The 21,419-nt window shown below is 66.5% G+C and carries 17 protein-coding genes; 5 read left to right on the plus strand and 12 right to left on the minus strand.

Features of this window, described 5'->3' with window-relative positions; all coding sequences use genetic code 11:
* The first annotated feature begins 111 nt into the window (after positions 1-111).
* Positions 112-1,575 carry a protein adenylyltransferase SelO gene (locus NS365_RS10850; RefSeq protein ID WP_058600310.1) on the plus strand — a complete coding sequence of 488 codons (1,464 nt, stop codon included), beginning with the start codon at positions 112-114 and terminating at the stop codon, positions 1,573-1,575.
* 16 nt (positions 1,576-1,591) lie between these two features.
* On the opposite strand, the gene NS365_RS10855 is transcribed toward NS365_RS10850, so the two are convergent.
* The 3 genes from NS365_RS10855 to NS365_RS10865 form a co-directional block, all read right to left on the minus strand.
* A complete protein-coding gene (locus NS365_RS10855; protein ID WP_058600311.1) occupies positions 1,592-2,347 on the minus strand; it encodes a FadR/GntR family transcriptional regulator in 756 nt (251 codons plus the stop codon).
* A gap of 107 nt (positions 2,348-2,454) precedes the next feature.
* Positions 2,455-3,555, minus strand: coding sequence for a Gfo/Idh/MocA family protein (locus tag NS365_RS10860; RefSeq protein ID WP_058600312.1), 1,101 nt, complete (start codon positions 3,553-3,555; stop codon positions 2,455-2,457).
* A 13-nt stretch (positions 3,556-3,568) separates the two neighbouring features.
* The gene (locus tag NS365_RS10865; protein WP_058600313.1) at positions 3,569-4,579 is read right to left on the minus strand and encodes a Gfo/Idh/MocA family protein; all 1,011 of its coding nucleotides are present in this window, start codon (positions 4,577-4,579) and stop codon (positions 3,569-3,571) included.
* Between the two features lie 249 nt (positions 4,580-4,828).
* Here NS365_RS10865 and NS365_RS10870 point away from each other — a divergent pair, with 249 nt between their 5' ends.
* Positions 4,829-5,014 carry a hypothetical protein gene (locus tag NS365_RS10870; protein ID WP_058600314.1) on the plus strand — a complete coding sequence of 62 codons (186 nt, stop codon included), beginning with the start codon at positions 4,829-4,831 and terminating at the stop codon, positions 5,012-5,014.
* Positions 5,015-5,185: 171 nt separating this feature from the next.
* Here NS365_RS10870 and NS365_RS10875 read toward each other — a convergent pair whose 3' ends face one another.
* The 3 genes from NS365_RS10875 to NS365_RS10885 form a co-directional block, all read right to left on the minus strand.
* On the minus strand, positions 5,186-6,424 hold the full coding sequence (locus NS365_RS10875) for a D-arabinono-1,4-lactone oxidase (protein WP_058600315.1): 1,239 nt from the start codon (positions 6,422-6,424) through the stop codon (positions 5,186-5,188).
* 13 nt (positions 6,425-6,437) lie between these two features.
* Positions 6,438-7,205, minus strand: a complete 768-nt coding sequence (locus NS365_RS10880; RefSeq protein WP_058600316.1) for an SDR family NAD(P)-dependent oxidoreductase — start codon at positions 7,203-7,205, stop codon at positions 6,438-6,440.
* Positions 7,206-7,272: 67 nt separating this feature from the next.
* Positions 7,273-8,847 carry an amino acid permease gene (locus NS365_RS10885; RefSeq protein WP_058600419.1) on the minus strand — a complete coding sequence of 525 codons (1,575 nt, stop codon included), beginning with the start codon at positions 8,845-8,847 and terminating at the stop codon, positions 7,273-7,275.
* A 215-nt stretch (positions 8,848-9,062) separates the two neighbouring features.
* Here NS365_RS10885 and NS365_RS10890 point away from each other — a divergent pair, with 215 nt between their 5' ends.
* The 3 genes from NS365_RS10890 to NS365_RS10900 all read left to right on the plus strand — a co-directional run bounded on the left by NS365_RS10890 (position 9,063) and on the right by NS365_RS10900 (position 13,186).
* Positions 9,063-9,956: a helix-turn-helix transcriptional regulator gene (locus NS365_RS10890; RefSeq protein ID WP_082684552.1), complete on the plus strand. Its 894-nt coding sequence runs from the start codon at positions 9,063-9,065 to the stop codon at positions 9,954-9,956.
* A gap of 211 nt (positions 9,957-10,167) precedes the next feature.
* Positions 10,168-11,736, plus strand: coding sequence for a Re/Si-specific NAD(P)(+) transhydrogenase subunit alpha (locus NS365_RS10895; protein WP_058600317.1), 1,569 nt, complete (start codon positions 10,168-10,170; stop codon positions 11,734-11,736).
* Positions 11,737-11,752: 16 nt separating this feature from the next.
* A complete protein-coding gene (locus tag NS365_RS10900; protein ID WP_058600318.1) occupies positions 11,753-13,186 on the plus strand; it encodes an NAD(P)(+) transhydrogenase (Re/Si-specific) subunit beta in 1,434 nt (477 codons plus the stop codon).
* Positions 13,187-13,296: 110 nt separating this feature from the next.
* Here the strand turns inward: NS365_RS10900 and NS365_RS10905 are convergent, their stop codons facing one another.
* The 6 genes from NS365_RS10905 to NS365_RS10930 all read right to left on the minus strand — a co-directional run bounded on the left by NS365_RS10905 (position 13,297) and on the right by NS365_RS10930 (position 21,333).
* Positions 13,297-13,614: a formate dehydrogenase subunit delta gene (locus NS365_RS10905; protein ID WP_082684553.1), complete on the minus strand. Its 318-nt coding sequence runs from the start codon at positions 13,612-13,614 to the stop codon at positions 13,297-13,299.
* Complete coding sequence (gene fdhF / locus NS365_RS10910) at positions 13,611-16,484, minus strand: formate dehydrogenase subunit alpha (RefSeq protein ID WP_058600319.1); 2,874 nt, start codon at positions 16,482-16,484, stop codon at positions 13,611-13,613. The genes NS365_RS10905 and fdhF overlap by 4 nt, the downstream gene beginning before the upstream one ends.
* Before the next feature lie 13 nt (positions 16,485-16,497).
* Positions 16,498-18,075, minus strand: a complete 1,578-nt coding sequence (locus NS365_RS10915; protein ID WP_058600320.1) for a formate dehydrogenase beta subunit — start codon at positions 18,073-18,075, stop codon at positions 16,498-16,500.
* Positions 18,072-18,557 (minus strand): formate dehydrogenase subunit gamma, encoded by a 486-nt coding sequence (locus NS365_RS10920; RefSeq protein WP_058600321.1) that lies wholly within the window; start codon positions 18,555-18,557, stop codon positions 18,072-18,074. The genes NS365_RS10915 and NS365_RS10920 overlap by 4 nt, the downstream gene beginning before the upstream one ends.
* Before the next feature lie 60 nt (positions 18,558-18,617).
* The gene (locus tag NS365_RS10925; RefSeq protein WP_058600322.1) at positions 18,618-20,282 is read right to left on the minus strand and encodes an OFA family MFS transporter; all 1,665 of its coding nucleotides are present in this window, start codon (positions 20,280-20,282) and stop codon (positions 18,618-18,620) included.
* A 121-nt stretch (positions 20,283-20,403) separates the two neighbouring features.
* Entirely contained in the window at positions 20,404-21,333 is a 930-nt protein-coding gene (locus NS365_RS10930; RefSeq protein ID WP_058600323.1) for a LysR family transcriptional regulator, read from the minus strand.
* Positions 21,334-21,419: the final 86 nt, after the last annotated feature.

A 21,419-nucleotide genomic window follows, 5' to 3' on the forward strand; every position in this document is an offset into this window, starting at 1 on the left:
AGCTTTCTCCTGCCGGGCGCTCGCAATCGGCCGACCGCTCGCCCAAATGGGGCTCAGTGGCGAAGCGTCCGGCGAAAGCCTCGGCGCCATTCAACCAGAAGGCAGCTGGTCATGACGGCCCATTTCAACTTCGACAATCGCTATGCGAGCCTCGGCGTGCCGTTTCATCGGCCGACCTTGCCGACGCCCGTCGCTGCGCCGCTTCTTTTGAAGCTGAACCATGGGCTGGCGCGCGAACTCGGGTTCGATGTCGAGGCGCTGGAAAGCGCCGAGGGGGCGGAAATCCTGGCCGGCAATCGGATCGCTGCGGGTTCGGAGCCGATCGCGACGGCCTATGCCGGCCATCAGTTCGGTAATTTCGTGCCACAGCTCGGTGACGGGCGCGCGGTGCTGCTGGGCGAGATTATCGACCGCCATGGCGCGCGGCGCGATCTGCAACTGAAGGGCGCGGGGCCGACCCCCTATTCTCGCGGCGGCGACGGGCGCGCGGGGCTCGGGCCGGTGCTGCGCGAATATCTGGTGAGCGAGGCCATGGCCGCCCTCGGCATTCCGACCACGCGGGCGCTGGCGGCGGTCGCGACGGGCGAATGGGTGATGCGCGACCGGCCGCTTCCCGGCGCGGTGCTGACGCGCGTGGCTTCCAGCCATATCCGGGTCGGCACGTTCCAGTTCTTCGCCGCGCGCCGCGACGAGGCCGCGCTCCGGCGTCTGGCCGATCACGTGATCGAGCGGCACTATCCCGACGCCGCCGGTTCGGAGCATCCCTATCGCGCGCTTCTGGACGGCGTCTGCGCGCGTCAGGCGGCGCTCGTGGCGCGCTGGATGCAGATTGGCTTCGTGCACGGCGTCATGAACACAGACAATATGTCGATCGCCGGTGAGACGATCGATTACGGCCCCTGCGCCTTTCTCGACGCCTACGACCCCGCCACGGTCTTCTCCTCCATCGACCGGAACGGGCGCTATGCCTATGCCAATCAGCCCGGCATCGCGAGCTGGAACCTTGCGCGCCTCGCCGAATGTCTGCTCGACCTTTTGGACCCCGACGAGAACCGCGCAGTGGAGATCGCGCAGGATAGCCTCGCGGGCTTCGCCACCGCGTTTCATCAGGCCTATCTCGACGGCTTCCGGCGCAAGATCGGACTGACGCAGGCGCGCGAGGGTGATGACGTTCTTGTGCAGGATTGGCTGGGGCTGATGGCGCGAGAGAAGGCGGATTTCACGCGGACCTTCCGCGCGCTCGGCAGGGCGGCCGAGGGCGACGAGACCGTCCTCGCCTTCGCGGACGCCGATGGCTTCGGTGCCTGGGCGACCCGCTGGCGCGCGCGTCTGGACGCCGATGCTCTCGATCCGGGCCAGCGGCGCGCTCAGATGGACCGGGTGAACCCCGCCATCATCCCGCGCAATCATCACGTCGAGGCGGCATTGGCGGCCGCGATGGAGGGCGATTTTGCGCCTTTCGAAACGTTGAACGCGGCTCTGGCCGAGCCCTACGGCGCCTCGGCGGAGGGCAGCGTCTATGCCGCGCTGCCGCCGCGCGCGGACGAGCCGTACCGCACTTTCTGCGGGACCTGAGCGCCGGGAAAAGCCGTCAGCGCTCCGCCGAAAGGGCGGTGGTGCGGGCGCGGCGGCCGCGCTCGTCGGCTTCCATCAGCTCCTTGCTGACATTCTGGATATGGCGGGTCATCGCCTTGTAGGCCGCTTCCGGATTGCGCATCCGCAGCGCCGTGAGAACGGCATGATGATCGCCGATCCAGAGCGGGCGTACGCTCGGCGCATGGATATGCTCGTGCAGCTTCTTCCACATCAGCGACTCGTCGCGTTGCACCCAGAGCGTTTCGATGATCGAAAGAATGATGGCATTGCCTGTCATCCGCGCGATGGTCATGTGGAAGTCCCGGTCGCCCTTCTCGTGGTCGAGCTGGGCATTGGTCTCGTATTCCATCCGCGCCATGCAGTCTTCGAGCGTGGCGAGGTCGTAGCTGGTGGCCCGCTCGGCGGCCATGGCGGCCGCGCTGGCTTCCACCGCCATGCGCGCGTCCAGAAGCTCGAACGGCCCCGCGCCGGCATCGGCATTGATCTTGTCGAAGGCCGAGATCGGCCCGCGAACCGGCAGGACGGTGATGCCCATGCGCCCCTTCACTTCCACGATCCCGCGCATTTCCAGCGCGATCACGGCCTCGCGCACCACCGGCCGGCTGACCTCCAACTCCTCGGCCAGTTCGCGCTCGGACGGCATCCGCCAGTCCGTGTTCTTCGCGTTGACTTCGATGAGCCGGGCAATGCGGCGCGCGACGGTCTGATACAGGCGTTCGCTCGGTTGGCGGAGGGGGGCGTCGGCCGGCATGTCGTCCTCATGAAGCGGACGCCACCCGGCACCGGGTGGCGCAGTGTCGAGACGTCCGGCGCCGATGATCCGTTTTCGAACCATGGCGTCCAGAGCGGCCAAACGTCCTACGACTGGAACTTCTGCGCCGCGCGCATGTCGTCCGGCAGCCAGGAGCGATAGAGCGGATGGCTTGCGGTGATCGGCAGCGGCGTCGGCTGGCCGGTGCGCTGCGAATGATAGGCGGCCGTCACGAGTTCGAGCGAGTTGCGCGCGTCCTGCAAGGTCACGGGTGGCTCGCCATCCTCCACGATGGCGGCATGGAACAGCTCGAACTGCCTCGTATAACCGTCCTCATGAGTTTCATAGGCGGCCAGCGCCTCGTCCACGCGCGCTTGATGCGCTTCGTCGCCTGCGATGAAGGTCCAGGGATCGCGGCCCATCGTGTAGGGCTCGAGAATACTTTCGGCCACCAGATCATGGAAGCAGAAGCGCAGGCGCGAGATTTCCTTGCGCGAGCCGAGCGTCATGGAGAGGCTCGCCAGCGAGCCGTTCGCCATTTTCACCGAAAGTGTGGCCGTATCCTCGACCTCGATCGGGTTCACCAGCGTCGCGCCATAGGAGAAGACCTCCGCGCAGGCCCCATGGACATAGTTCAGCATGTCATGGGCGTGGATCGCGTGGCCGAGTAGGCCGCCGCCGAGTTCCGACTTCCACTTGCCGCGCCAGGGCACTTCGTAATAGGCCGGCCCGCGCCACCAATGCGTCTCGATCGTGGTGAGGAACGGGCGGCCGGTCAGCCCCTTCTCGATCAGCATCTTGACCTTCTGGAGGCCGGTCCCGTAGCGATACTGGAAGATCGGCATGAGCTTGGGGCCGTTCGCGCGGGCGACGATCCCGGCCATCTCGTCCACTTCCGCGATGGAGCCGAAAAGCGGCTTCTCGCAGATGATGTGCTTGCCCGCCTCGATGCCGCGACGGGACAGATCGAAATGCGAATCCGGCGGCGTGCAGATGTCGACGAGGTCGAGATCGTCGCGTCGGAACAGCGTGTCCACATCCTGCGTATATTCGGGAATGGCATATCGATCGCAGAGCTTGCGGCCGCGATCCTCGTCCAGCGAGCAAAGGACGACGACCTCGTAGAGATCCTTGATCCAGTCGAAGCCGGCCAGATGCCGCTCGGCGATGCCGGCGCCCACGATGCCGACGCGCAGTTTCCGGGTCATGGTATCCCCACTCTCAGCGATGGCCGAGGCGCACGGCGTTCGCCTGCGCTTCCAACGACAGGCGGCACACCTCGAAGACATGGCGCTGCGGCATGGCGGTTTGGGTGCGGTGCTTCACGTCGTCGGCGAAGGCCTGGAAATAGGGCAGCTTCTCTTCGCTGCAGTCGATATGGACGTTCTCGGTTCCGTTGACGAGGAAGAGGTGGTCCTTCCCCGGACGGCCGGAAATGTCGATATATTTGCGCAGCTCGATATAGCCTTCGGTTCCCAGGATCGTCAGGCGGCCGTCGCCCCAGGTGCCGAGCGCGTCGGGCGTGAACCAGTCGACGCGCACGAAGCCCGACGCCTTGTCCGAGCGCAGCAGGATTTCGCCGTAATCCTGGAAGCGGGGTTTGTCGGGCATGGCGAAATTGCCGATCGCGCTCGACACGATCTCGGCGGTCTCGGAGCCCGTGTAATAGAGGAACTGGTCGATCTGGTGGGACGCGATGTCCACGATGATGCCGCCGAAGCGGTCGGGATCGAAGAACCAGTCCGGGCGGGTGGCGAGTTGCAGCCGGTGCGGCCCCATGCCCATGGTCTGCACGACCCGCCCAATGCGGCCCTCGCGCACGAGTTCGCCAGCCTTCACGGCAGAGCGCACGCTGTGGCGTTCGGTGAAGCAGACCGAGAAGATTTTTCCGGTTTCCTCCACCGTGCGGCGGACCTCTTCGAGCTGGGCGAAGGTGGTGACGCCCGGCTTGTCGGTCATCACGTCCTTGCCCGCCTTCATGGCGCGCACCGCGAGCCCGGCGCGATCGGCGGGAATGGCGGCGATGCAGATGATGTCGATCGACGCGTCGGCGAAGATCGCATCGCGGTCGAGCTTGGGCGCGTTCGGATAATCGGTTTCGAGGGCCTTGAGGACGCCGGGCGCGGTGGTCTCCGGACAATAGCCCGCGAAGTCGCAGCCCGCCGCGATCAGTCCCTTGATATGGTCGAAAATGTGCCCGTGATCGATACCCACGGCCGCAAACCTCAGCATGTCCGAATGCTCCTCCCGTCACGGATCGGCGCGTCAAAACTTCCGGTGCGCGTCGTTGGTCAGACCAGACACAGCGTTCCAGCGAATGTCAAGACAGCGCGCGCCGCAGGCCTGGGACAAGACTCTCAGCCACTCTTGGATCATCGAAAATCTGGTAAGACCAATTATTCCGAGCGTATGGCCTGAAATGTGGGAGTCTCGCCAGCGACCAGGGATGACGTTCAACCGGGAAAGCGGCACAGGCCGTTCTTGGCCGTCTGGGCGCTCGGCGCGTCCATGGCTTTCGCCTCGACGGCCCTTGCGGACGAAATCCCCCGCGCCTGCCAAGACGTCGGCTTCGGCTGCGCGGTGATGGCGCTCGTGATCGAGCGCTTCGAGGCCTCGAACCAGGGCATCGAGGTCAAGGTCGAGAACTCCCCTATCGGCCACTGGTGAAAAGCCTCCCCGTCCACCTGGAATGGGGCCATGGGCTGGATATGGCCCAGGTTACCCATCGAGGGCGGCGCGCAGCTCGTGGACGGGGCTTCGGATCGAAGCACGGCCCGACGGCATCCGCAGGGCCTCGGCTTCGGAGGAATGGCCTCGTCCGAAAGGACGAGGCCGGTTCTAGCCCAGGAGCATCCGCACATGGTCGTTGAGAAAGCGGCCGGCGGGATCGAGCCGCCGGCGCAGGGCGCGGAAATCGTTGGCGTGCGGATAGAGATGCGTCACGTCCGCCTCGTCGAGGAAGTGCATCTTGCCCCAGTGCGGGCGGGAATCGTAGCGCCGCAGGATCGCATCCACATCGCGCAGAAAGTCCCAATAGTCGATGCCAGGGCCGCCCGAGACCGACAGCGTGATCGAATCCTGCCTGTGGAACGGGCTCATCCAGGCGTCGTCTCCGGCGGTGAACCGGTATTCGATGGGGTAGATGCAGTTGGTGTGATTGGTCAGCATCAGCTCGCGCACCGCCCGAACCGCCTCTTTCCCGTGCCGGAGCGGCACGGCATATTCGAGTTCCACGAAGTTCGGCACGTATTCGATCGGATAGACCTCCGAGGAATAGGCGATCTTCTCGAAAGGCGCTTCCATCGGCTCGCCCTCGGTGATGTCCATCACCTTCATCTCGCAGACGTCGGAGGTCTTGCGCGTGGTGGAGCGCGGCGCGTCCGATGTGTCGGCCAGGCAGTAAAGATGCCGGCTTTCGGGCACCGGGCACCAGAAGAAGCCGAAATGGCGGTGGTTCGCCGCCAGCTCGTCATGGCGCTCCATGCAGGTCTCGAAATCGTCCCGCCAGACATGCTCGTGAAGATTATAGGCGGGGACGGTCTTCAAGGTAATGGCCGAAATGACCCCGAGCGTGCCGAGCGAGACGCGGGCGGCGAGCAGCAGGTCGGGGTCGGACCCGTCCACGTCCAGAACCGAGCCGTCCGGCTGGACGAGGCGCAGCCCCACGATCTGCGAGGCGAGGCAGCCGAGCGTTAGGCCGGTGCCATGGGTGCCCGTGGTGAAAGCGCCGGCAATGGCCTGCGTGTCGATATCGCCCTGGTTGGAGAGCGAAAGACCCAGGTCCTTCAGCGCCCGGCCGACATCGCCGATCCGCGTGCCGGCGGCGACCGTGACATGCTCGCCCTCGACCTTAAGGACGCCCTTCATCTCCTGAAGCGAGAGGCGCAGGCCGCTCGTGCCGACGACGGGCGTGAAGGAATGGCCCGAACCGGCGACGCGCACGGGCAGGTCCAGCCGGTCCGCCTCGGCCACCATCTCGCAAAGCTGCGCTTCCTCGGTCGGCATGGCCTTGTAGCGCGAGATGCAGGACTGGTTGCCGACCCAGTTGCGCCAGAGGCCGCCCTTTTCGAATGTCATGAGGCCCTCTCCCTCAGATGGCGGTGAAGCCGTTGTCCACGAAGAGATGCGCGCCGTTGACGAAGCTCGCCTCGTCGCTGAGCAGGAAGAGCGCGGCATTCGCCACTTCCTCCGGCCGGCACATGCGCCCCTGCCCCGCCGCGATGGCCGCCTCCGAAGCATCGACGCCGTGGGCGGTCAGGAGTTCGACCTCGCGGTTGCCATGGGCCGTCGCGATGAAGCCGGGGCAGACGGCGTTGCAGCGCACGCCCTTGTCGCGGAACTCCACGCCGATGGCGCGGGCGAACATGTGCACCGCGCCCTTTGTCATGTCGTAGAGCACCTCGGCGGGCGTCGCCGCCACGGCCGAGATGGAGGAGGTGCAGACGATCGCCCCGCCGCCCGCCGCGATCATGCCCGGCAGAACCGCGCGCGTCATCAGAAACATGGAGCGGACATTCACGTCCATCAGCCAGTCGTAGTCCTCGTCGCTCGTCTCCAGGAAGGGCTTCACCACGATCGAGCCGGCATGGTTGAAGAGGGCGGTCGGCGCGCCGAAGGCTTGGTGGGCGGCCGCGACCGCCGCCTCCACCGCATCGCGCTTCGACGCGTCGGCCTCGGCGAAGATCGCCTCGCCGCCGCCCGCCCGGATGTCGGCGGCCAGCGCCTCGCCCTTTTCGCGCTGCCGATCCACGATCGTCACGCGCGCGCCCTCGCGGGCAAAAATCCGCGCGGCGGCCGCGCCGCATCCATCGGCCCCGCCCGACACGAGCGTGCTGCGGCCGTTCAAACGTCCCGTCATGTTGGGTCTCCCTGCAAGATCGAATGGGCGAGGCGACCCGAAGCCACCTCGCCCTTGCGGCCTGACGTCAGCGCGTTTCGCCGACGGCGCTTTCGGCGGCACGGATGGCGGCCTGCCGCTTGGCGATCTCGGCGCCGATGGGAGGCCCCATGAAGCGCCGACGCTCGAACAGGAACCAGACCAGACCCGACACGACGAGGAAGCCGAGCGTGATGTAGAGGGCGTTGTCATTGGGCGGCTGCACGCCGAGCACGAAGATCAGCACCATGGCGAGGATGGAGAGAATGCCGGCCAGCATGAACGGCCCGCGCCCGATATTCCACGGCCCCATCTTCGGCCATTTCGCGCCGCCATAGGCCAGAAGCCCCGCGACGATCGGGATGGCGAAGGAGAAGAACAGGAAGATCACCGTGCAGGAGACGACGATCGCATAGGCCGAGGTTTCGCCGAAGCTGACGAGCGAGGTGCCCCAGACGAAGAGCACCGACAGGATCGCGCCCGTCCAGATGGCTGGCACCGGCGTGCGGAAGCGCGGATGGACCGAGGCGAGCGTCTTGGAGGCCGGCAGGCCGCCGTCGCGCGAGAAGGCGAAGATCATGCGCGAGACGGAGGTGACCGTCGCCATGCCGCAGAGGAATTGGGCGACGAAGATCGCGGCATAGAGAATGTCGCGCCAGAGCGCGGGCACCTGCGTGTCCATGGCCCAGAAGAAGACGTTCCAGCCCTGCGCGGCGGCGGCGTCCATATCCGGGATCATCAGGACGAAGGAGCAGAGCACGATATAGCCGGCGATGCTCGACCAGAGGACGGAGGAGACCATGCCCTTCGGCACGGCGCTCGCCGCGTCCCGCGTTTCCTCCGACGTGTGGGCCGAGGCGTCATAGCCGGTGATCGTATAGATCGGCAGGAGCAGGCCGAGCAGGAAGGCCCAGCCCGTCGACATTTCCGGCCAGACATTGCCGCCCGCCGCGCCAGAATAATTGTGGAAGGTGAAGAGCCGGGCGACGTCCCAGGACGGGGCGCAGGCGAGGAAGGTGAGCGCCAGCACGACCGAGGTGGCGAGGATCAGCGATCCCGAGAAGTCGGTGAGCTTGGCCGTCAGTCCGATGCCGACATGGTTGATCACGGCCTGAAGCGCTGTGATGACGACGAGAAAGCCGATGCGCGTGCCGATCGTGTCGCTCATGCCGAGCGCCGGGCCGAAGGCGCCGTAGAAGAAGTAATAGGTGCCGACATTGATGGCGCCCAGCACCGTGACGAGGCCGAGAAGGTTGAACCAGGCGGTCAACCAGCCGATGAAGCGGTTGCCGAGGATCGAGCCCCAGTGATAGAGGCCGCCCGCCGTCGGATAGGCCGAGGCGATCTGCGCCATGGCGATGGCGAAGACGGCCGAGACCGCGCAGCCGAGCGGCCAGCCGATGCCGATGGCGGCGCCTCCGGCCCCGGACGTCGCCTGGGCCAGCGAATTGATGCCGCCCGACAGGATGCAGATGATCGAGAAGGAAATGGCGAAGTTGGAAAAGCGGCTCATGCGCCGCTCCAGCTCCTGCGCATAGCCCATCGAATGCAGAACCTGCATGTCGGCGTGTTTCTGATCGTCGGTATAGGTGGCGGGAACTCCCGGCGGCACTGGGCTTGTCATCGACCTCTCCGTGTTCTGCGGCTGCATGCACGTCCCTGACTGCGATCAGTCATGGGTCTCCAGCGGGGGCGATCTTCCAGCCGACCCGCCAATCTGCCTAGTCTGGAGGCAGGGTTAAGACCTGTGCAATATCACCAAAGGGCTATTCCACCGTCCAGTCGCTTTGTTAGGCTCCCTTCCGTCCGATCGGTTGGGTGAATGGGGGTGCTGAGCATATGGCGCGATCTCCGGCGGGAGGCGGGCGGGAAGCCCATGCGGGCGCGAGCTGGCTGTCGGATGTCTCGCGACTGATCGCGCGTCTGGGGGAGCCCGATCTGCCCGATGTGCTGGATGAGGCGCTGCGCGGGCTGGCCCCGTTCGATCTCAGCGTTGTCTTCGCCTATCCCGCGAGCGGTCGGCCGCTGTATCTTCACGACGGGTTCGGCGGGCATCGGCCGGGAGCGGCGCTCGACGCCTATCTCGACGGGGCCTATCTGCTCGACCCCTTCTATGTCGCCTGCGCCGAGCCCGTACCATCGGGCCTTTACCGGATGCGCCAGTTGGCGCCCGACGCCTTTTTCGAGGGCGAATACGTGAACAATTGGGAGGTGCATCCCTGCATCTCCATGGAGTCCGGGTCGCTCGCGGAGGAAATCGGCTTCATCGTGGATCTGCCGCGCGGGCTGACGGCGGTCTACTCGCTGATGCGCAGCGCCGGCCGCCCGCCCTTCAGCGAGGCCGAGTTCGACCGCCTGAGCGCCGCCGAGCCGATCGTTCGAGAGACGCTGCGCCGCCAGTGGACCGATCTCGCCGCGCCGCAAGGCGAGCCGGCGCTCGGCGCGGACCCGTTCGACGCGGATCATGGATTGGACGACGCCTTCGCCCGCTTCTGCCCGGGTCTTCTCTCGACGCGCGAGCGCATGGTGACGCAGATGGTGCTGCGCGGCCATTCGACCCATTCGGTCGCCTCGCTGCTCGGGATCGCCGAGGGAACGGTGAAGAATCACCGCAAGAGCATCTATGCCAAGCTGGGGATCGCCAGCCAGCAGGAGCTGTTCAGCCTGTTTCTGGGCCATGCCCTGTCGGGTCGCGAAACGGCCCGTGAGCTTCCCGGCGTCGATATAAGTTAAGTATTTCCGGTTTGCGATCGCGCACCCGCGTCAGAGGCTTTGCGATTTTTCGGGGAGCCCAGTAGAGGCTGATTTGCGGCCAAGAGGAGCCGGTTTGAAAGGTACGGTTCGTCTTGTCGAACCGGGCCTTCCGAGCCGAGGGAGACGCGTTCGAGCGAACCGAGGGGGAGAGGAACCCTTGTGTCCGTCTCGTGGGAGGAGAGTGATCGATATGAAGTTCGGTGTCCCTAGGGAAACCAGACCGGGCGAGCGGCGGGTGGCGCTGAGCCCGGACAGCGTCGAGCGGTTGCGCAAGCTCGGCTATAGCTGCCTCGTGGAATCGGGTGCGGGCGAAGCGGCGCGCTTCTCGGATGCGGCCTATGAGGCGGCCGGCGCGCGGGTCGTGCCGGATGCGGCCGCGCTCTTTGCCGAAGCCGACATCGTTGCCAAGGTGCGCCCGCCCGAGCCGGACGAGGTCGCGCTGGTCCGTTCGGGCCAGATCCTCATCTCTTTCCTTTATCCCGCGCAGAACCCCGCTCTTCTGGAAGCGCTGCGCGAGCGGGGCGTGACCACGCTCGCCATGGACATGGTGCCGCGCATCAGCCGCGCGCAGAAGATGGACGCCCTGTCCTCCATGGCCAATATCGCGGGCTACCGCGCCGTGATCGAGGCCGGCAACCGCTTCGGCCGCTTCTTCACGGGTCAGATCACCGCCGCCGGCAAGGTGCCGCCGGCCAAGGTTCTCGTCATCGGCGCGGGTGTCGCGGGCCTCGCCGCCATCGGCGCGGCGCAGTCGCTCGGCGCCCAGGTCCGCGCCTTCGACGTGCGCCCCGAAGTCTCCGAGCAGATCCAGTCCATGGGCGCGGAGTTCCTGTTCCTCGACTTCACGGATGCGGCCGACGGCGCGGCGACGGGCGGCTATGCCGCGCCTTCCAGCCCTGAATTCCGCGCCAAGCAGCTCGAACTCTTCCGCGCGCAGGCGCCGGAGGTCGATATCGTCATCACCACGGCGCTGATTCCCGGCCGCGACGCGCCCAAGCTCTGGCTCGCCGACATGGTGGCGCTGATGAAGCCGGGCTCGGTCGTGGTGGATCTCGCCGCCGAGCGCGGCGGCAATTGCGACCTGACCGTGCCCGACGAGGTGGTGGAGACGCCGAACGGCGTCACGATCGTCGGCTATACCGACTATCCCAGCCGCATGGCGACACAGGCCTCCAGCCTCTACGCCACCAATATCCGCCATATGATGGACGATCTGACGCCGAAGAAGGATGGCGTGCCGGTCGTCAACATGGAGGATGACGTCATTCGCGGCGCGACCGTGACCCATCAGGGCGCGATCACCTACCCGCCGCCGCCGCCGAAGATTCAGGCCATCGCCCGCCAGCCCGCCAAGAAGGCTCCCGAGGAAAGCGCCGAAGCGAAGGCTTTGCGCGAGGCCGCGACGGCGCGCAAGGCCGGCCAGCGGCAGGTCGCGCTGCTGGCGGGGGGCGCTGCGCTGATGCTGCTCATCGGCCTCGTCGCGCCGCCGAGCTTTCTTCAGCATTTCGTGGTCTTCGCCCTGTCCTGCTTCGTCGGCTATCACGTCATCTGGAATGTCAGCCACGCGCTGCACACGCCGCTCATGGCCGTGACCAACGCCGTGTCGTCCATCATCATCCTGGGTGCGCTGCTTCAGGTCGGCTCGTCCAGCGCGATCGTGACGATCCTGGCGGCCATCTCCATCCTCATCGCATCGGTCAACATCTTCGGCGGCTTCATGGTGACGCGCCGGATGCTGAAGATGTTCCAGAAGAGCTGAGCGGGAGGACGCATCCATGAGCCAAGGACTTGTCGGCGCGGCCTATATCGTCGCGGCCATTCTTTTCATTCTCTCGCTGGGCGGCCTGTCCAACCAGGAAAGCGCCAAGCGCGCCGTCTGGTACGGCATCTCCGGCATGGCGCTCGCCATCGTCGCCACGATCTTCGGGCCGGGCGTCTCCGGCCATTGGCTGATCCTGCCGATGATCGGCATCGGCGCGGTGGCGGGCGGCGTGCTTGCGGGCCGCGTGCAGATGACGCAGATGCCCGAACTCGTCGCCGCGCTTCACTCCTTCGTCGGGCTCGCCGCCGTGTTCATCGGCTTCAACGCCGATATCGAGGCGAGCCGGGTCGCTGCCGCTCATGCGAGCGGCGCGGTGGAGGCGCTGTCCGGCTTTGCCGCGACGCTCGCGCACAAGACGCCGGTGGAACTCACCATCATGCGGGTCGAGGTGTTTCTGGGCGTCTTCATCGGCGCGCTGACCTTCACCGGCTCGGTGGTCGCCTATGGCAAGCTGTCGGGACGCCTCAACTCCAAGGCGCTGGTTCTGCCGAACCGCCATGCGATCAACCTTGCGGGCCTCGCACTCGCGCTCCTGCTCGGCCTTCTCTACTTCAACGGGGCCGGCATCTGGACGCTGATCCTCGTCGCGATCCTGGCCGGCGCGCTCGGCTGGCATCTCATCATGGCGATCGGCGGGGCGGACATGCCCGTCGTCGTCTCCATGCTGAACTCCTATTCCGGCTGGGCGGCGGCGGCCATCGGCTTCACCCTGTCGAACGATCTCCTGATCGTCACCGGCGCGCTCGTCGGCTCGTCCGGCGCGATCCTGTCCTACATCATGTGCCGCGCCATGAACCGGAACTTCGTGTCGGTCATTCTCGGCGGCTGGGGCGGGACCACGGGACCGGCGCAGGAGATCACGGGCGAACAGGTGGCGATCTCGGTCGATGGCGTCGCGCAGGCGCTGGACGAGGCCGATTCCATCATCATCGTGCCGGGCTACGGCATGGCGGTGGCGCAAGCGCAGGGCTCGATTTCGGAGTTGACGCGCCGGCTTCGTGCCAAGGGCAAGAATGTGCGCTTCGCCATCCACCCGGTCGCGGGCCGTCTGCCGGGCCATATGAACGTGCTGCTCGCCGAGGCCAAGGTGCCCTACGACATCGTTCTGGAAATGGACGAGATCAACGAGGACTTTCCGTCCACGGATGTCGCGATCGTCGTCGGCTCGAACGACATCGTGAACCCGGCGGCCGAAGAAGACCCGAACTCGCCGATCGCCGGAATGCCCGTGATCGAGGTGTGGAAGGCCAAGCAGGTTTTCGTGTCCAAGCGCGGCCAGGGCACGGGCTATTCCGGCATCGAGAATCCGCTGTTCTACAAGGAGAACACGCGGATGCTCTATGGCGATGCCAAGGCCTCGATCGACGAGTTGCTGAAGCAGCTTTGAGAACACGAGGCAGCCTGAGCGCAGGCTGCCTTCCCACAACGAGAAAGCCCCCGCCGAAGGAATTCGGCGGGGGCTTTCTTGTAAGCTCAAAGGCTTGAGGCTTTGCGCCGTCAGCCGGCGTCCGCGCCCGGCATGGTGCCGACGGAGATACCGCCGGCGGCTTCCAGTTTCTTGCGGGCGGCTTTGGGCGGGCGGGCGCGCAAGGATTCCAGACCTTCGCGGGCGAGCGGGCGCAGGCCTTGGCCACCCGCGTCCAGATGCCGGAAGATCATGTCACGCATGCGTGGCGTCCAGAAGGCCGCCACATGATCGGCGATCCCCAGAACGCCCGGTTCGTGCGCCTGGCTTTCGAAGAACTGCGCCACCTGATTGACCATGATGACGAGGCGCTCGGCCTCGCCGGCATGCTTTTCCTCCACGGCGCTCATTCGGCAGGCTCCGCTTGCGCGACGCGGCGCGAGGTCGCTGCGAAGGAGTTATAGTGCTCCTGCCAGTCCGAAGGCCCGTTGGAGGGCGAGACCTGCACCGCCGTGACCTTATATTCCGGGCAGTTGGTGGCCCAGTCGGAATAATCCGTCGTCACGACATTTGCTTGCGTCAGCGGATGGTGGAAGGTCGTGTAGATGACGCCCGGCGCGACGCGGGTCGTGATCTTGGCGCGCAAGGTCGTGTCGCCTGCCCGGCTCGCGACCTTGACGAAGGCCCCCTCGCGAATGCCACGCTCCTCGGCGTCATGCGGGTGAATTTCGAGAAGATCCTCCTCATGCCACATCACGTTGTCGGTGCGCCGCGTCTGCGCACCGACATTGTACTGCGACAGGATGCGGCCGGTTGTGAGCAGCAGCGGGAAGCGCGGGCCGACCTTCTCGTCGGTCGGCACATATTCGGTGACGACGAAGAGGCCCTTGCCGCGCACGAAACCTTCCATGTGCATCAAGGGCGTCCCGAGCGGAGCCTTGTCGGTGACGGGCCACTGGAGGCTTTCCGTCTCCAATCGCTTGTAGGACACGCCCGCGAAGGTCGGGGTGAGCGCCGCGATCTCGTCCATGATCTCGCTCGGGTGCGCGTAGTTCATCGGGAAGCCAAGCGCGTTGGCGAGGAGCTGCGTGATTTCCCAGTCGGCATAGCCGTTCTTCGGCTTCATCACGCGGCGCACGCGCTGGATGCGGCGCTCGGCATTGGTGAAGGTGCCGTCCTTTTCCAGGAAGGTCGAGCCCGGCAGGAAGACATGGGCGTGGACGGCCGTCTCGTTCAGGAACAGGTCCTGCACCACGACGCATTCCATGGCAGCGAGGCCCGCCGTCACATGGCGCGTGTTCGGGTCGGACTGGAGAATGTCCTCGCCCTGGATATAGATGCCCTTGAACTCGCCCTCGACGGCGGCGTCCAGCATGTTGGGGATGCGCATGCCGGGCTCGTCGTCCAGCTCGACGCCCCACATGGTCTCGAACAGCGCGCGCGCCGTATCGTCCGACACGTGGCGATAGCCCGACAGTTCGTGCGGGAAGGAGCCCATGTCGCAGGCGCCCTGCACGTTGTTCTGGCCGCGCAGCGGGTTCACGCCCGCGCCCCGCACGCCGATATTGCCGGTGGCCATGGCAAGGTTGGCGATGGCCATGACGGTGGTGGAGCCCTGGGAGTGCTCCGTCACGCCGAGACCGTAGTAGATCGCGGCGCGACCGCCGGTGGCGTAGAGGCGGGCGGCGGCGCGAAGATCGCCCGACGGCACGCGCGTCATCGGCTCCGTCGCTTCGGGCGAGCGCGAAGCGTCCGACACGAACTCGGCCCAGGCCTGGAAGGCCTCCAGGTCGCAGCGCTCGCGCACGTAAGCTTCGTCCACCAGCCCTTCGGTCACAATCACATGCGCCATGGCGGTGAGCACGGCGACGTTGGTGCCGGGGCGCAGCGGCAGATGGTGCGCGGCCTCGACATGGGGCGTTTTCACGAGGTCGATGCGGCGCGGGTCGATGACGATGAGTTCGGCACCCTCACGCAGACGCTTCTTCATGCGGCTGGCGAAGACCGGGTGGCCGTCGGTCGGGTTGGCGCCGATCACGAGGATGACGTCGGCTTCCTCGACGGAATCGAAGTCCTGCGTGCCCGCCGAGGTGCCGAGCGTCGTCTTCAGGCCGTAGCCCGTCGGCGAATGGCAGACGCGGGCGCAGGTGTCGACATTGTTGTTGCCGAAGCCCGCGCGGATCAGCTTCTGGACGAGGAAGGTCTCTTCGTTGGTGCAGCGGGACGAGGTGATGCCGCCGACCGAGTTGCGCCCGTATTTCGCCTGGATGCGGCGGAACTCGGACGCCGTGTGGGCGATGGCCTCCTCCCACGAGACTTCGCGCCAGGGCTCAGACGTCGAGGCGCGGATCATCGGCGAGGTGATGCGTTCGCGATGGTTGGCGTAGCCATAGGCGAAGCGGCCCTTGACGCAGCTATGCCCGTGGTTGGCCTTGCCGTCCTTCCACGGCACCATGCGCACCAGCTCCTCGCCACGCATCTCGGCCTTGAACGAGCAGCCGACGCCGCAATAGGCGCAGGTCGTGACCTTGGAATGCTCCGGCACGCCGAGTTCGACGACGGACTTCTCCATCAGCGTCGCGGTCGGGCAAGCCTGCACGCAGGCGCCGCAGGAGACGCATTCGGACGAGAAGAAGTCCTGACCCTGGCTGGGCGACACGCGGCTGTCGAAGCCTCTGCCGGCGATCGTCAGCGCGAAGGTGCCCTGCACCTCCTCGCAGGCCCGCACGCAGCGCGAGCAGACGATGCATTTCGACGGGTCATACTGGAAATAGGGGTTGGAGAGATCCTTCTCCATGAAGAGCGGGTTCGGGGCGCCGTGCTCGTGAGCGTGAACATGGTTTTCGCCATGCTGGCCGTATCGGACCTCGCGAAGGCCGACTTCCCCGGCCGTGTCCTGCAATTCGCAGTCGCCATTGGCGGAGCAGGTCAGGCAGTCCAGTGGGTGGTCGGAGATGTAAAGCTCCATCACGCCCCGGCGCAGCTTCGCCAGCCGGTCGGTCTGCGTCTTCACCACCATGCCCTCGGCCACCAAGGTCGTGCAGGAGGCCGGCGTGCCGCGCATGCCTTCGACCTCGACGAGGCACATGCGACAGGAGCCGAAGGGCTCGAGCGAGTCCGTCGCGCAGAGCTTCGGAATCTTGGTGCCCATCTCGGCCGCCGCGCGCATCAGCGAGGTGCCTATGGGGACGGAGACCGTCTCGCCGTCGATGGTGAGCGTCACATTTTTGTCGGCGTGACGGGCGGGCGTGCCGTAGTCGGTTTCGGGAACGAGAGACATGGGGACGTCCTCCTTATTCCGCCGCCTGGAGCCCGGCCGGAAGGGGCTGAGCGTCGAGGTCGAAATCTTCGGGGAAATGGGTCATGGCGCTGGTGACGGGATAGGGCGTGAAACCGCCGAGCGCACAGAGCGAGCCGAATTTCATGGTGTCGCAGAGATCGGCCAAAAGCGTCAGTTCAGCGGCGACCGGCTGGCGTGCCGACCGCTTTTCGAGGATGCGGTCCACCGTCTCGACGCCGCGCACCGCGCCGATGCGGCAGGGCGTGCACTTTCCGCAACTTTCCGCCGCGCAGAACTCCATGGCGAACCGGGCCATATGGGCCATGTCCACCGTGTCGTCGAAGACGGTGATGCCGCCATGGCCGATGAGGCCGTCGCGCTTGGTGAATTCCTCGTAGTCGAAAGGCGTGTCGAAGAGCGAAGGCGGAAAGTAGGCGCCGAGCGGGCCGCCGACCTGCACCGCGCGCACCGGCCGGCCCGAGGCCGTGCCGCCGCCGATTTCGTTGACGAGTTCGCCGAGTGTGATGCCGAAGGGCACTTCGACCAGGCCGCCATATTTCACGTTGCCGGCGAGTTGCACGGGCATGGTGCCGCGCGAGCGACCGAGGCCGAGCCGCTCATAGGCTTCCGGGCCTTCGGCGAAGATCGCAGGCACGGCGGCGAGCGAGAGGACGTTGTTGACCACGGTCGGCTTGCCGAACAGGCCCTGGAGCGCGGGCAGCGGAGGCTTGGCGCGCACGATGCCGCGCTTGCCCTCGATGGAGTTCAGAAGCGAGGTTTCCTCGCCGCAGACATAGGCCCCCGCGCCGACGCGCACTTCCATGTCGAAGGCGAGGCCGGAACCGCCCACCGATGCGCCCAGCCAGCCGGCGCGCCGCGCGCCGAAGATGGCCTGTTCCATCGCCTCGATCGCGTGCGGATATTCGGAGCGGATGTAGATATAGCCGTAGGTCGCGCCGACCGAAACGCCCGCGATGGCCATGCCCTCGACCAGCCGGAACGGATCGCCTTCCATGGTCATGCGGTCGGCGAAGGTGCCCGAATCCCCTTCGTCGGCATTGCAGACGATATACTTCTGATCGGCGACAGCGCGGCGCACCGTGTCCCACTTGATGCCGGTCGGGAAGCCCGCGCCGCCGCGCCCGCGAAGGCCCGACGCCGCGACCGTCTTGACGCGCGCCTCGGCGTCCGTGCCGAGGGCGACCTTCAGGCCGCGCCAGCCGCCATGCGCGGCATAGTCGCTTTCCGAGCGCGGATCGACCACACCGCAGAGCGCCATGGTGGAGCGCGTCTGGCGAGCCAGGAACGGATGCTCTTCCGGCCGCCCTATGCAGAGCGGATGCGCGCCGCCCTCCAGAAGGCCCGCCGCGATCAGGGCGGACACGTCCCCCGGCACGACGGGCCCGTAGCCGATGCGCCCGCTCGGCGTCTCGACTTCGACCAGCGGCTCCAGCCAGTGCATCCCGCGCGAGCCCGTGCGCACGATCTCCAGCGCTTGCCCGGATGCGGCAAAGGCGGCGGCGACCTCGTCGGCCCCGACGGCGACGGCGGCCGCATCGCGCGGCACGAAGATGCGGATGGGCGCGCTCATCGGATCGCCTCCTCGATAATGGTGGTCAGTCGGTCTTCGCTCAAGCGGCCGTGGAGCTTGCCGTCCACCATGGCGGCAGGCGCTACGGAGCAGAGGCCGAGGCAATAGACCGGCTCCAGCGTCGCCGCGCCGTCGCCGGTGGTTGCGTTCATCGGGACGCCCAGAAGCCGTTCGGCAGCCGCCTGCAACCGGCGCCCGCCCGCCGCCTGACAGGCTTCGGCGGCACAGATCTTGACCACGGTACGCCCGGCCGGCTGGCGGCGGAAGTCGTGGTAGAAGGTGAGAACGCCGTGCACGTCCGCGCGCGACAGGTTCAGCGCCTCGGCGATCACGGGAACGGTGGCGTCGTCCACCATGCCGAACTCGGCCTGAATGTCGTGAAGGATCGGCAGGAGCGCGCCGGCCCGGTTCTTATGCGCGGCGATGATCTCATCGAGCCGTTCGCGGTCGAAGGGTGCGGAGCGCCGTGCGGAATCGAGCATGAAGGTCTCCCGAAAGAATGGAAGGCCGGCGCAGCGGAAGCGCGCCGGCCTGAATTGAGATTAGAAGAGGGCTGTCGCCTTCATGAGCGTGATGTAGACGCCCCAGAGAAGCGGCAGGCCAACGGCCAGCCAGGCGATCACGGCCGGGCCGCTGACGCCGCCGCGTCCGATGCCGTAGTCGCCGCCGACGCTTGCCGCAGCGGTCGAAGAGACGGTCGCAAGCTTCGGCTTCGCCCCGCCCTTGGCCTCTTGGCGCATCTGCCATTTCTCCGCCACCGGCCGCACCAGGAGGTTGGCCACGAAGCCCACCGCCAGAAGCGCCGCCATGGTGAAGAAGATCGGCTGATAGACCGCCTCGCGCGGCACGCCGGAGGCGATCCGCGCATCGCGGATATTGCCGGTGATGAGACCGCCGAAAATGCCTGCCAGCGACCAGGCCGTCAGGAGGCGTCCGTGGATCGCGCCGACGAACTTGGTGCCGAAGACGTCGGCGAGATAGGCCGGCACGGTGGCGAAGCCGCCGCCATACATGGAGGCGATCACGCAGAAGGACGCGACGAAGACGAACAGCAGGCGGCTCGACGCTGCGAAGGGGATCAGCGCGGCATAGAGCGCGATGCCGAGCGCCAGGATCACCGCATACATGGTCTTGCGGCCGACCTTGTCGGAGAAGGACGCCCAGAAGAAGCGCCCGCCGATATTGAACAGCGAGACAAGGCCGACGAAGCCCGCGCCGACGGCGGCCGCGGCCGTGCGCTGCTCGGGGGTGAAGTTCAGGAAGGCGACGCCATCCGCGCCGATCAACCGGCCGCCGAAGATTTCCTGCAGCATGGGCGAGGCGACGCCGATCAAGCCGATCGAAGCCGTCACGTTGAGGAGGAGCACGGTCCAGATCAGCCAGAACTGCGGGGTCTTGTGCGCGTCCTTGAGGTGCACGTCGCCGGTCGCGATCATGCGGTTACCGGTCGCGGCCGGTGGTGTCCAGCCTGCCGGACGCCAATTCTCAGGGGGTACGCGGTAACCGAGCGCGCCGGCCACCATGAAGACGAAATAGCCGGCCGCGAGCACCAGGAATGTCTGCCAGACGCCGACGCCCTGGGCGGTCGCGAAATGGCGCATCAGCATGTCGGCGAGCGGCGAGCCGATCATCGCGCCGCCGCCAAAGCCCATGATGGCCATGCCGGTCGCCATGCCGCGCCGGTCGGGAAACCATTTGATGAGGGTCGAGACGGGCGAAATATAGCCGAGGCCAAGCCCGACGCCGCCGATAATGCCGGAGCCCAGCCACATCAGCCAGAGCTGGTGCACATAGATGCCAAGGGCCGAGATCACCATGCCGCCGCACCAGCAGAGGGCGGCTACGAGGCCTGCTTTGCGCGGACCCGCCCGCTCCAGCCAACCGCCCCAGATGGCGGCGGAGGCGCCAAGGACGACAAAGAAGAGCGTGTACATCCAAAGAAGGTCCGACACGCGCCAGTCGCACGTTGTCGTGAACAGAGCGGAGCCAAGCGTCATGCCTTCGCAGGCGACTGCTTGGCTGACGCCGATGGCGCGCGACAAGGGCAGCCAGAACACCGAGAAGCCATAGGCCATGCCGATGCACAGATGGATGGCGAGCGCGCAGGGCGGGATCAGCCAGCGGTTGAATCCGGCTTTCGCGACCGTGTTTTCCCGGTCGAGAAAGCCCGTTCCAGGCGGGCGGGCGGCTTGGGTCGTTGAACTCATCTCTTCCCCCAATTGCGAGGCTTACGGTGATCACACCGCGCCCCTTCTTATCCCGTGAGGGTTGAGGGAAATTTGGAACGAGTCAAATCTGCATGGATCAATCAATGATAGAGGAAATCTATCAAATAGCCGGTTCATCTGAGTTTCGAAGGGACTCGATCCGCTTGCGGAACTCTACCGAGCGCACGCAGGTGAGAACGGCCCGCGTCAGCGGCGACATGGGATGACGATCGAGCACGACGAGACCGACGGCCTGCGGCGGCGACGGGTCGTCGAAGGGAAGGATCAGGATGCTCGGATCGCGCGCGGCGGTTCCCGCCTGGGGATGGGGCAGGATCGAGGACAACTCGCCCATGCCCACAAACGACAAAAGCGCGGCGTACGAATTGGCCGTCGCGCGCGGGCGCGGCTCCATGCCGACGCGCTCCATCTGCGCGTCGAGAATGCGCCGGTTCTGCATATCTCGTGTCAGGAGGCAGAGCGGCGCTGCGGCAGCTTCTGCCCAGGTAATGGACGTGCGGCCCGCAAAGGGGCCGTTCGCGGGGGTCGCGAAGCGATAATGTTCCTCGTAGAAGGTCCAGCTGATCACGCCCGACAAGGGTTCGTTATCGAGATAGGTGATGCCGCCTTCGATGTCGTGTGCGTGAAGAGCGCGCTCGATCTCGCGCGAGGTCATGGACAGGACGACCAGCTGCAATTCGGGATGCTCGGCCGCGAGCACCGGGGCGATGGCGCCGACCGCCGGCATGGCGGCGGGGATGACGCCGAGCCGAACACGCCCCGTCAGCCCGATGCCGGGCCGCCCGGCCGCCCGCAGCAGGCTATCGAAGTCATGGAGCATCTGCTGCGCCCAGGGCAAGGCGGCCTCGCCCTCCTCCGTCAGGCCGACGAAGCGTCGGTCGCGCCGCACGAGTTCCACACCCATCGTCGTCTCCAGCGAGCCGATGCCGGCCGAGAGCGTGGGTTGCGACACGCCGCAGCTTTCGGCGGCGCGCCGGAAATGCCCGACCCGCGCCAGCGTGACGAAATAGCGGAGATGGCGGATCTGCATGGACGGGCCTGCGATGGATTCACGGTCGGGAGTTGAGCGCTGTGGCGGGGGCGTTCATACCCATCGAACGCCTGTGAGCGTCGGCG

This window comes from Aureimonas ureilytica (assembly GCF_001475935.1).
Classification (GTDB): domain Bacteria; phylum Pseudomonadota; class Alphaproteobacteria; order Rhizobiales; family Rhizobiaceae; genus Aureimonas; species Aureimonas ureilytica_A.

Coding starts and splice junctions, on each gene's coding strand:
- NS365_RS10915 (WP_058600320.1), bottom strand. CDS start 18,075: ATGAGCGCGCCCATCCGCATCTTCGTGCCGCGCGATGCGGCCGCCGTC.
- NS365_RS10890 (WP_082684552.1), top strand. CDS start 9,063: ATGGCGCGATCTCCGGCGGGAGGCGGGCGGGAAGCCCATGCGGGCGCG.
- NS365_RS10860 (WP_058600312.1), bottom strand. CDS start 3,555: ATGACCCGGAAACTGCGCGTCGGCATCGTGGGCGCCGGCATCGCCGAG.
- NS365_RS10850 (WP_058600310.1), top strand. CDS start 112: ATGACGGCCCATTTCAACTTCGACAATCGCTATGCGAGCCTCGGCGTG.
- NS365_RS10880 (WP_058600316.1), bottom strand. CDS start 7,205: ATGACGGGACGTTTGAACGGCCGCAGCACGCTCGTGTCGGGCGGGGCC.
- NS365_RS10920 (WP_058600321.1), bottom strand. CDS start 18,557: ATGCTCGATTCCGCACGGCGCTCCGCACCCTTCGACCGCGAACGGCTC.
- NS365_RS10885 (WP_058600419.1), bottom strand. CDS start 8,847: ATGACAAGCCCAGTGCCGCCGGGAGTTCCCGCCACCTATACCGACGAT.
- NS365_RS10865 (WP_058600313.1), bottom strand. CDS start 4,579: ATGCTGAGGTTTGCGGCCGTGGGTATCGATCACGGGCACATTTTCGAC.
- NS365_RS10900 (WP_058600318.1), top strand. CDS start 11,753: ATGAGCCAAGGACTTGTCGGCGCGGCCTATATCGTCGCGGCCATTCTT.
- NS365_RS10895 (WP_058600317.1), top strand. CDS start 10,168: ATGAAGTTCGGTGTCCCTAGGGAAACCAGACCGGGCGAGCGGCGGGTG.
- fdhF (WP_058600319.1), bottom strand. CDS start 16,484: ATGTCTCTCGTTCCCGAAACCGACTACGGCACGCCCGCCCGTCACGCC.
- NS365_RS10855 (WP_058600311.1), bottom strand. CDS start 2,347: ATGCCGGCCGACGCCCCCCTCCGCCAACCGAGCGAACGCCTGTATCAG.
- NS365_RS10905 (WP_082684553.1), bottom strand. CDS start 13,614: ATGAGCGCCGTGGAGGAAAAGCATGCCGGCGAGGCCGAGCGCCTCGTC.
- NS365_RS10930 (WP_058600323.1), bottom strand. CDS start 21,333: ATGCAGATCCGCCATCTCCGCTATTTCGTCACGCTGGCGCGGGTCGGG.
- NS365_RS10925 (WP_058600322.1), bottom strand. CDS start 20,282: ATGAGTTCAACGACCCAAGCCGCCCGCCCGCCTGGAACGGGCTTTCTC.
- NS365_RS10875 (WP_058600315.1), bottom strand. CDS start 6,424: ATGACATTCGAAAAGGGCGGCCTCTGGCGCAACTGGGTCGGCAACCAG.